Origin of the sequence: Hornefia porci, assembly GCF_001940235.1 — a bacterium.
Taxonomy (GTDB): Bacteria; Bacillota; Clostridia; order Peptostreptococcales; family Anaerovoracaceae; genus Aminicella; species Aminicella porci.
In genome coordinates this window covers 2,795,152-2,803,543 of the sequence record NZ_MJIE01000001.1, presented here as the reverse complement: position 1 = coordinate 2,803,543, position 8,392 = coordinate 2,795,152, and the positions used below count along the sequence as shown (strand labels likewise).

The window sequence follows — 8,392 nt, the reverse complement described above, 5'->3', positions numbered from 1 at the left end:
GTAAGGCGGCTCTGCAGGGGGCTTCTCTGAATGTGTTCATCAATACAAAAGCGATGAAGGATCGGGAGAGCGCTGAGAGGATTAATGACGAGGCGGACAGCATGCTGTTCGAGTATACGGTAAAGGCCGATACGGTGTACGCCCAGGTGCAGGCGAGTCTGCGGGCTGGGACGACTGAGCCTGCGAAGAGCCTGATCAGTCACTGAGCATCATTTCCAGAGAATCATCCTGAAAGAAGGTATTGGCGTTGTAGAGGAACAGTATTTCATCCACTTTGTAGGCATTAATGAGGTCACGATATCCTCGAAGAAATAGCGGGATCCACGACGATGATTCTCCGGTAGTTCCGGGACAGAAACGGGATAAAGCTGTTGGCGTAGCTGTCTTTGATCAGCAGCAGGGTGCGATCCTCTGTCCCCGGCGTCTGAATCGTGTACATCGGATGATTGCTTCCGCCGAATACGGTATAGGCATCCTTCTTCTTCAGATTGTCAAGCTGATAGAAGTGGGTTGTCTTTTTCTTTGTGTCGGCGTAGTAGATCACGGAATTGCGGTAATTCTGACGGCTGTCGGGAGATAGATTTTTATCGCGTCGTCCCGTCCGTTGACGAATCCGCTCTTGGAGCAGAGCGTTCCCTGAAGTCGTTTTTGACGGCGTACCGTCGTAGGCGGTCTTTGTATCAAGCTTTATTTTCTTCGCGGCGGTCCGGTACGCGAGATACGCTCCGTCGCTGGTCCAGTGGTGGTCGGTCCGGTAATAGAGCTGCGTATCCTCCTTCGCCTTGCGGAATGCGTCCCGAACGTCAATCGTCGTGTAGCCGAAGCTGCGCAGATCAGACAGAAACGAGTCCATATAGGCTGTTCTGGTCGGCCATCCGCACGGTGGCCGGAAGCTTGTCGGAAAGAATGTTCGCGGCGTTCGGCGCCAGCAGGAAATACATTTTCACATCGCTGTACTGACGGCTGAACTGGCGCAGGGCGTTTTTTGTATAGACAAAGTGCTTGTTCGGCGTGCTGATCTCCTCCATGAGGTAATGATCCCTGCAGCGATATACTCCGTTGGCCTCCAGCTTTCCCTCTGTAACGTCCGCGGCGGATTTAATCCGGATGAAGGTGTTCCGGAACAGGAACTGGTCGTTCACATAGTTTTCCAGCTTTGTTTCATAGCGCCCTTCCATGTATTTTGAGATCGAAAATGACGGCAGCGCCTGAAGAACCCGGTTCTCCACAGCGGAAAAGGTTTTGTCCGGCAGAATGAGATTCAGCAGGAACACCGCCGCCAGACAGACGATGAACAGAAGACCGGTTATTCTGGTGTAGGAACTGTTTCGCATAGTGACCGCCTCCCGGGTCTTTTAAAATCTGAAGTACAAAAACGGATTATATGAACTGTAAACCAGGTACGCCACGGACAGAATGAAAACCGCGAAAATGCAGATCACCGCCGGAACGCGCCGCTCCTCCGCGAAGCGCCGGAAACGCTCCATGGGGCGAGGGCCTGAAAGCACGCAGGAAAGAATCAGGAGGATCAGATTCGTGCGCAGCAGATACAGCGTTTTCACATTGGCGAGGGCGAACCGGCCGACGCCGAACATGACGCCCAGATAATGGATCGCCGCGGACAGATCGCTGCTGAAGAAGAAGACCCATCCGATCAGAACCACCAGCATGGCGTACAGATGCTGAGCCCACGCCGGGCTTTGTTTCAGAGCGCTTCCGAAGACATACTTCTCCAGGATCAGCACGACTCCGTAATATAACCCCCAGAATACAAAATTCCAGCTGGCGCCGTGCCACAGCCCGGTCAGGGACCAGACAATCAGCAGATTCAGGATATGGCGGGGAACCGTAACCCGGTTGCCGCCCAGCGGAATGTAGAGGTAGTCCCGGAACCATCCGGACAGAGACATATGCCATCTGCGCCAGAATTCCGTGACGCTCCTGCTGATATAGGGATAGTTGAAATTCTCCAGAAACTCAAAGCCGAACATACGGCCCAGACCGATGGCCATGTCAGAATATCCGCTGAAGTCAAAGTAGATCTGCAGCGTATAGGCCAGCGCGCCGATCCAGAAGGAGAGGACCGAGGCCTGGCTGTCCGGCAGGTTCAGGACCAGCTGGTGCAGCGCGCCCAGGTTGTTGGCCAGGAGCACCTTCTTTCCGAGACCGAGCATGAAGCGCGTCGCGCCCTGGCCGAATTTCTCCGGATTCGTTTCACGGTATGACAGCTGACTCTCAATGTCGATGTACTTCACGATGGGACCGGCGATCAGCTGCGGGAACAGCGCCAGGTACAGAGCGAAGTTCAGAAAGCTGCTCTGGGGCTTCACTTTGTCCCGGTACACATCGATGATGTAGGACAGCGCCTGGAAGGTGTAAAATGAAATACCGATAGGCAGGGACAGCGCGGTATAGGAAATATGGAATGGAAGATTCCGTTCACGGTGTCCATCAGGAAGCCGAAGTATTTGAAGAAACACAGGATGAAGAGGTTCATCACAAGCGCGAACAGAAAGTCCCGCTTCCCGGAGCCGCCCTTTCGCCTGTCCTGCGCGATCAGATGCGCCATGAAATAATGAAAAAGGCGCTGTAAATCATCAGGAACACATAGACCGGCTCTCCCCAGCTGTAAAAGACGAGACTGAAAAGCAGCAGAACGATGTTCCGGGCGAACAGATATTTTTTCGGCACGAGGAAATACACGGCCAGAAGGATCGGCAGGAAGCAGAAGATGAATACGATACTGCTAAAGAGCATGACGGAACACCTCCTCATACCGGTCAGGATTTTGTCCACGCAATAGAAAATATAGTTTCCGCGTTTGTATATGATGGCGTTTTTCAGCATGGCGACCTGAGACGGCCCGTAGCCTTCAAAGGTCCTTGTCTGATCTGCGACGCGCCTGTCGATGGCGTCCTCCACCGCGGTCAGGTCGTCTCGCCGGTAACGCGGACAACCAGAACCTCCTGCACCGAGAGCCTCCCTGCTCTTGTAATAGATGTAGGAATCGTAGTCAGAGTAATCCAGTCCCATGAACTGCATCAGCTGACGGTTGCTGCATTTCTGCATGGAGGAGAGGCCGGTTCCTTCCGCAGAGCGGATTCGACGGTCCATAGGCACGTCCGGAGCGCTGATGCAGTTCATGGGACTGGATTACTCTGACTACGATTCCTACATCTATTACAAGAGCAGGGAGGCTCTCGGGGTGCAGGAGGTTCTGGTTGTCCGCGTTTACCGGCGAGACGACCTGACCGCGGTGGAGGACGCCATCGACAGGCGCGTCGCAGATCAGACAAGGACCTTTGAAGGCTACGGGCCGTCTCAGGTCGCCATGCTGAAAAACGCCATCATATACAAACGCGGAAACTATATTTCTATTGCGTGGACAAAAATCCTGACCGGTATGAGGAGGTGTTCCGTCATGCTCTTTAGCAGTATCGTATTCATCTTCTGCTTCCTGCCGATCCTTCTGGCCGTGTATTTCCTCGTGCCGAAAAAATATCTGTTCGCCCGGAACATCGTTCTGCTGCTTTTCAGTCTCGTCTTTTACAGCTGGGGAGAGCCGGTCTATGTGTTCCTGATGATTTACAGCGCCTTTTTCAATTATTTCATGGCGCATCTGATCGCGCAGGACAGGCGAAAGGGCGGCTCCGGGAAGCGGGACTTTCTGTTCGCGCTTGTGATGAACCTCTTCATCCTGTGTTTCTTCAAATACTTCGGCTTCCTGATGGACACCGTGAACGGAATCTTCCATTCCCATATTTCCTATACCGCGCTGTCCCTGCCTATCGGTATTTCATTTTACACCTTCCAGGCGCTGTCCTACATCATCGATGTGTACCGGGACAAAGTGAAGCCCCAGAGCAGCTTTCTGAACTTCGCTCTGTACCTGGCGCTGTTCCCGCAGCTGATCGCCGGTCCCATCGTGAAGTACATCGACATTGAGAGTCAGCTGTCATACCGTGAAACGAATCCGGAGAAATTCGGCCAGGGCGCGACGCGCTTCATGCTCGGTCTCGGAAAGAAGGTGCTCCTGGCCAACAACCTGGGCGCGCTGCACCAGCTGGTCCTGAACCTGCCGGACAGCCAGGCCTCGGTCCTCTCCTTCTGGATCGGCGCGCTGGCCTATACGCTGCAGATCTACTTTGACTTCAGCGGATATTCTGACATGGCCATCGGTCTGGGCCGTATGTTCGGCTTTGAGTTTCTGGAGAATTTCAACTATCCCTATATCAGCAGGAGCGTCACGGAATTCTGGCGCAGATGGCATATGTCTCTGTCCGGATGGTTCCGGGACTACCTCTACATTCCGCTGGGCGGCAACCGGGTTACGGTTCCCCGCCATATCCTGAATCTGCTGATTGTCTGGTCCCTGACCGGGCTGTGGCACGGCGCCAGCTGGAATTTTGTATTCTGGGGTTATATTACGGAGTCGTGCTGATCCTGGAGAAGTATGTCTTCGGAAGCGCTCTGAAACAAAGCCCGGCGTGGGCTCAGCATCTGTACGCCATGCTGGTGGTTCTGATCGGATGGGTCTTCTTCTTCAGCAGCGATCTGTCCGCGGCGATCCATTATCTGGGCGTCATGTTCGGCGTCGGCCGGTTCGCCCTCGCCAATGTGAAAACGCTGTATCTGCTGCGCACGAATCTGATCCTCCTGATTCTTTCCTGCGTGCTTTCAGGCCCTCGCCCCATGGAGCGTTTCCGGCGCTTCGCGGAGGAGCGGCGCGTTCCGGCGGTGATCTGCATTTTCGCGGTTTTCATTCTGTCCGTGGCGTACCTGGTTTACAGTTCATATAATCCGTTTTTGTACTTCAGATTTTAAAAGACCCGGGAGGCGGTCACTATGCGAAACAGTTCCTACACCAGAATAACCGGTCTTCTGTTCATCGTCTGTCTGGCGGCGGTGTTCCTGCTGAATCTCATTCTGCCGGACAAAACCTTTTCCGCTGTGGAGAACCGGGTTCTTCAGGCGCTGCCGTCATTTTCGATCTCAAAATACATGGAAGGGCGCTATGAAACAAAGCTGGAAAACTATGTGAACGACCAGTTCCTGTTCCGGAACACCTTCATCCGGATTAAATCCGCCGCGGACGTTACAGAGGGAAAGCTGGAGGCCAACGGAGTATATCGCTGCAGGGATCATTACCTCATGGAGGAGATCAGCACGCCGAACAAGCACTTTGTCTATACAAAAAACGCCCTGCGCCAGTTCAGCCGTCAGTACAGCGATGTGAAAATGTATTTCCTGCTGGCGCCGAACGCCGCGAACATTCTTTCCGACAAGCTTCCGGCCACCGTGCGGATGGCCGACCAGAACAGCTATATGGACTCGTTTCTGTCTGATCTGCGCAGCTTCGGCTACACGACGATTGACGTTCGGGACGCATTCCGCAAGGCGAAGGAGGATACGCAGCTCTATTACCGGACCGACCACCACTGGACCAGCGACGGAGCGTATCTCGCGTACCGGACCGCCGCGAAGAAAATAAAGCTTGATACAAAGACCGCCTACGACGGCTACGCCGTCAAAAACGACTTCAGGGGAACGCTCTGCTCCAAGAGCGGATTCGTCAACGGACGGGACGACGCGATAAAAATCTATCTCCCCGACAGCCGTCAGAATTACCGCAATTCCGTGATCTACTACGCCGACACAAAGAAAAAGACAACCCACTTCTATCAGCTTGACAATCTGAAGAAGAAGGATGCCTATACCGTATTCGGCGGAAGCAATCATCCGATGTACACGATTCAGACGCCGGGGACAGAGGATCGCACCCTGCTGCTGATCAAAGACAGCTACGCCAACAGCTTTATCCCGTTTCTGTCCCGGAACTACCGGAGAATCATCGTCGTGGATCCCCGCTATTTCTTCGAGGATATCGGTGACCTCATTAATGCCTACAAAGTGGATGAAATACTGTTCCTCTACAACGCCAATACCTTCTTTCAGGATGATTCTCTGGAAATGATGCTCAGTGACTGATCAGGCTCTTCGCAGGCTCAGTCGTCCCAGCCCCGCAGACTCGCCTGCACCTGGGCGTACACCGTATCGGCCTTTACCGTATACTCGAACAGCATGCTGTCCGCCTCGTCATTAATCCTCTCAGCGCTCTCCCGATCCTTCATCGCTTTTGTATTGATGAACACATTCAGAGAAGCCCCTGCAGAGCCGCCTTACAGAACACAACGCCCACGCCGGCGTCGCTGATTGCGAGCCGGCTTCCTTTGTTAGCAAATTCCTCGCACATGTCAATAGCCTCGCAGCATTTCCGCATGATCTCAAGAGGCGCCGCGCACGCATCCTGAAGCACGATGGCCATGACCCGCTCCTTTTCCCGTTTCTGCTCCTCCGTATCCCGCGGCATTCCGTAAGCCTTTGCCAGAGGTGCGAAGGCCTCCGCATCCCGTTCCACCAGGTTCAACATATCATGCTGAATCTTCTCGCAGCGATCCATCATGTCGTGCATTTCGTCCTCTACCGCCGCGTATTTTTTCTTGCCGACGGTCAGGTGACCGACCATGTTCCCCAGAGCCGTCCCGATCGCGCCCAGAAGCGCCGATGCGCTCCCGCCTCCCGGTACCGGCTCCTTACTGGAGAGTATTTCCACAAATTCTCTGCAACTGCTGTCTGTGATCATTATTATCTGATTCTTCCCTTCTGCTGTAAATCTGTCTGATGTGTGCCCGATCCCTGCAACGCGGGTTAAAACAGCCCGGTAATCCTTCCGGAGTTATCCACATCGATTTTCTCCGCCGCGGGTACCCTGGGCAGCCCCGGCATCGTCATGATATTTCCGGTCTTCACCACGATGAATCCTGCTCCCGCATCCGCTTTCGCCTCTGTCACCGTGATATGGAAGCCCTCTGGCGCACCCAGCAGGGACGGGTCATCCGAGAAGCTGAACTGGGTTTTCGCCACGCAGATCGGAAGGCCGCCGTAACCCAGTTTTTCCAACTGATCGATGGACTGCGCCGCCTTCTTTTCGTAAATCACGCCGTCTGCATGGTATACGCGTTTTGCGATGGTTTCAATCTTTTCCCGGATGGTCAGCTCCAGAGGATATGTAAAGCTGAAATGATTTTCTTCCTCCTCAATAAGACGGATGACCTCCTTCGCCAGGTCGACGCCGCCTTCGCCGCCCTTTGCCCATACCTGGCTGAGAACCACGTTGACGCCCAGCTCACGGCATTTCTCCTCAACGAGGTGAACCTCCGCCTGTGTATCCGTAGGGAACTCATTCAGCGCCACAACCGCCGGAATGCCGTAGACTTCCCGGATATTCTCAAGATGCTGCAGAAGATTAGGCAGCCCTGCCTCCAGCGCCTCCAGATTTTCTTCATTAAGATCCTTCTTAGGCACGCCGCCATGATACTTCAGCGCCCGTACTGTCGCGACCAGAACGCAGGCGTCCGGCCTCAGACCGCCCTTGCGGCATTTGATGTCAACGAACTTCTCCGCACCGAGATCCGCAGCGAAGCCCGCCTCCGTAACGACATAGTCTGCCAGTTTGAGCGCCATCTTCGTCGCCATCAGCGAATTGCAGCCATGAGCGATGTTTGCGAATGGTCCGCCGTGTACAAATGCAGGCGTATGCTCCAGAGTCTGCACCAGATTCGGTTTCAGCGCGTCCTTCAGCAGTGCTGCCGCCGCTCCCTGTGCCTTGATATCCGCCACGGTAACCGGCGCTCCGTCGTATGTATACCCCAGAATAATTCTGGAAAGCTTATCCTTCAGATCTTCTATATCGTGGGAGAGACAAAGAATCGCCATGACCTCGCTGGCCACTGTAATCTCAAATCCGTCTTCCCTCGGAACTCCGCTGGCCTTTCCGCCCATTCCGTCCAGAATATGTCGGAGCTGCCGGTCATTCATATCCACAGCGCGTTTCCATGTGATTCTTCTGGGATCAATGTTCAGCGCATTTCCCTGCTGAATATGGTTGTCCAGCATGGCGGCGATCAGATTGTTCGCGGCGCCGATGGCGTGCATATCTCCGGTAAAGTGCAGATTGATGTCCTCCATCGGAACCACCTGGGCGTAGCCTCCGCCCGCCGCTCCGCCTTTGATGCCGAACACGGGGCCCAGAGAAGGCTCCCTCAGCGCCAGCATCACCTTTTTGTCCAGTCTGTGAAAAGCGTCTGCAAGTCCCGCTGATGTGGTGGTCTTTCCCTCACCCGCCGGAGTCGGAGAAATCGCCGTCACCAGGATCAGTTTACCGTCCGGCTCATTCTTTTTTTCTTCCAGGATGCTGTAATCGATCTTCGCCTTATAGTTTCCGTACAGCTCCACGTACTTTTCATCAATGCCCGCGTCCCTCGCGATGTTCAGAATCGGTTCTTTTTCCACTGCCTGTGCGATTTCGATATCGGTTTTGATTTCCATGTTT

At 54.2% G+C, this 8,392-nt stretch carries 11 protein-coding genes; 4 read left to right on the top strand and 7 right to left on the bottom strand.

Annotation, left to right across the window (positions count from 1 at the left end; all coding sequences use genetic code 11):
• Positions 1 to 206: cyclodeaminase/cyclohydrolase family protein (locus BHK98_RS13020; RefSeq protein WP_143404598.1), on the top strand; the 206-nt coding region annotated here is incomplete at its 5' end.
• 86 nt (positions 207 to 292) lie between these two features.
• On the opposite strand, the gene BHK98_RS13270 is transcribed toward BHK98_RS13020, so the two are convergent.
• The 4 genes from BHK98_RS13270 to BHK98_RS14040 form a co-directional block, all read right to left on the bottom strand.
• Entirely contained in the window at positions 293 to 853 is a 561-nt protein-coding gene (locus tag BHK98_RS13270; protein WP_083628323.1) for a DHHW family protein, read from the bottom strand.
• Positions 834 to 1,334 carry an alginate O-acetyltransferase AlgX-related protein gene (locus BHK98_RS13265; RefSeq protein WP_083628322.1) on the bottom strand — a complete coding sequence of 167 codons (501 nt, stop codon included), beginning with the start codon at positions 1,332 to 1,334 and terminating at the stop codon, positions 834 to 836. The genes BHK98_RS13270 and BHK98_RS13265 overlap by 20 nt, the downstream gene beginning before the upstream one ends.
• Before the next feature lie 21 nt (positions 1,335 to 1,355).
• A complete protein-coding gene (locus BHK98_RS13010; RefSeq protein ID WP_342718849.1) occupies positions 1,356 to 2,480 on the bottom strand; it encodes an MBOAT family O-acyltransferase in 1,125 nt (374 codons plus the stop codon).
• Between the two features lie 76 nt (positions 2,481 to 2,556).
• Positions 2,557 to 3,144: a DUF4358 domain-containing protein gene (locus BHK98_RS14040; RefSeq protein WP_342718848.1), complete on the bottom strand. Its 588-nt coding sequence runs from the start codon at positions 3,142 to 3,144 to the stop codon at positions 2,557 to 2,559.
• On the opposite strand from BHK98_RS14040, the gene BHK98_RS14035 reads away from it, so the two are divergent.
• The 3 genes from BHK98_RS14035 to BHK98_RS12990 are packed head-to-tail and all read left to right on the top strand — an operon-like array spanning position 3,134 to position 5,988.
• On the top strand, positions 3,134 to 4,441 hold the full coding sequence (locus BHK98_RS14035) for an MBOAT family O-acyltransferase (protein ID WP_342718846.1): 1,308 nt from the start codon (positions 3,134 to 3,136) through the stop codon (positions 4,439 to 4,441). The genes BHK98_RS14040 and BHK98_RS14035 overlap by 11 nt on opposite strands.
• Positions 4,435 to 4,824 (top strand): MBOAT family O-acyltransferase, encoded by a 390-nt coding sequence (locus BHK98_RS14030; protein WP_342718845.1) that lies wholly within the window; start codon positions 4,435 to 4,437, stop codon positions 4,822 to 4,824. The genes BHK98_RS14035 and BHK98_RS14030 overlap by 7 nt, the downstream gene beginning before the upstream one ends.
• Positions 4,825 to 4,845: 21 nt before the next feature.
• The gene (locus BHK98_RS12990) at positions 4,846 to 5,988 is read left to right on the top strand and encodes a DHHW family protein (RefSeq protein ID WP_075711650.1); all 1,143 of its coding nucleotides are present in this window, start codon (positions 4,846 to 4,848) and stop codon (positions 5,986 to 5,988) included.
• Between the two features lie 17 nt (positions 5,989 to 6,005).
• On the opposite strand, the gene BHK98_RS14225 is transcribed toward BHK98_RS12990, so the two are convergent.
• From BHK98_RS14225 to BHK98_RS12980, 3 genes are all read right to left on the bottom strand, one after another.
• The gene (locus BHK98_RS14225) at positions 6,006 to 6,152 is read right to left on the bottom strand and encodes a hypothetical protein (protein WP_465250955.1); all 147 of its coding nucleotides are present in this window, start codon (positions 6,150 to 6,152) and stop codon (positions 6,006 to 6,008) included.
• Positions 6,153 to 6,154: 2 nt separating this feature from the next.
• Positions 6,155 to 6,643 (bottom strand): cyclodeaminase/cyclohydrolase family protein, encoded by a 489-nt coding sequence (locus tag BHK98_RS12985; protein ID WP_465250954.1) that lies wholly within the window; start codon positions 6,641 to 6,643, stop codon positions 6,155 to 6,157.
• A gap of 65 nt (positions 6,644 to 6,708) precedes the next feature.
• Entirely contained in the window at positions 6,709 to 8,388 is a 1,680-nt protein-coding gene (locus BHK98_RS12980) for a formate--tetrahydrofolate ligase (RefSeq protein WP_075714842.1), read from the bottom strand.
• Positions 8,389 to 8,392: the final 4 nt, after the last annotated feature.

What these genes read in the sequence shown, in the direction of transcription:
- BHK98_RS13270 (WP_083628323.1), bottom strand. Translation starts at nt 853, where the DNA reads ATGGACTCGTTTCTGTCTGATCTGCGCAGCTTCGGCTACACGACGATT.
- BHK98_RS13265 (WP_083628322.1), bottom strand. Translation starts at nt 1,334, where the DNA reads ATGCGAAACAGTTCCTACACCAGAATAACCGGTCTTCTGTTCATCGTC.
- BHK98_RS14035 (WP_342718846.1), top strand. Translation starts at nt 3,134, where the DNA reads ATGCAGTTCATGGGACTGGATTACTCTGACTACGATTCCTACATCTAT.
- BHK98_RS14040 (WP_342718848.1), bottom strand. Translation starts at nt 3,144, where the DNA reads ATGAACTGCATCAGCGCTCCGGACGTGCCTATGGACCGTCGAATCCGC.
- BHK98_RS12990 (WP_075711650.1), top strand. Translation starts at nt 4,846, where the DNA reads ATGCGAAACAGTTCCTACACCAGAATAACCGGTCTTCTGTTCATCGTC.
- BHK98_RS12985 (WP_465250954.1), bottom strand. Translation starts at nt 6,643, where the DNA reads ATGATCACAGACAGCAGTTGCAGAGAATTTGTGGAAATACTCTCCAGT.
- BHK98_RS12980 (WP_075714842.1), bottom strand. Translation starts at nt 8,388, where the DNA reads ATGGAAATCAAAACCGATATCGAAATCGCACAGGCAGTGGAAAAAGAA.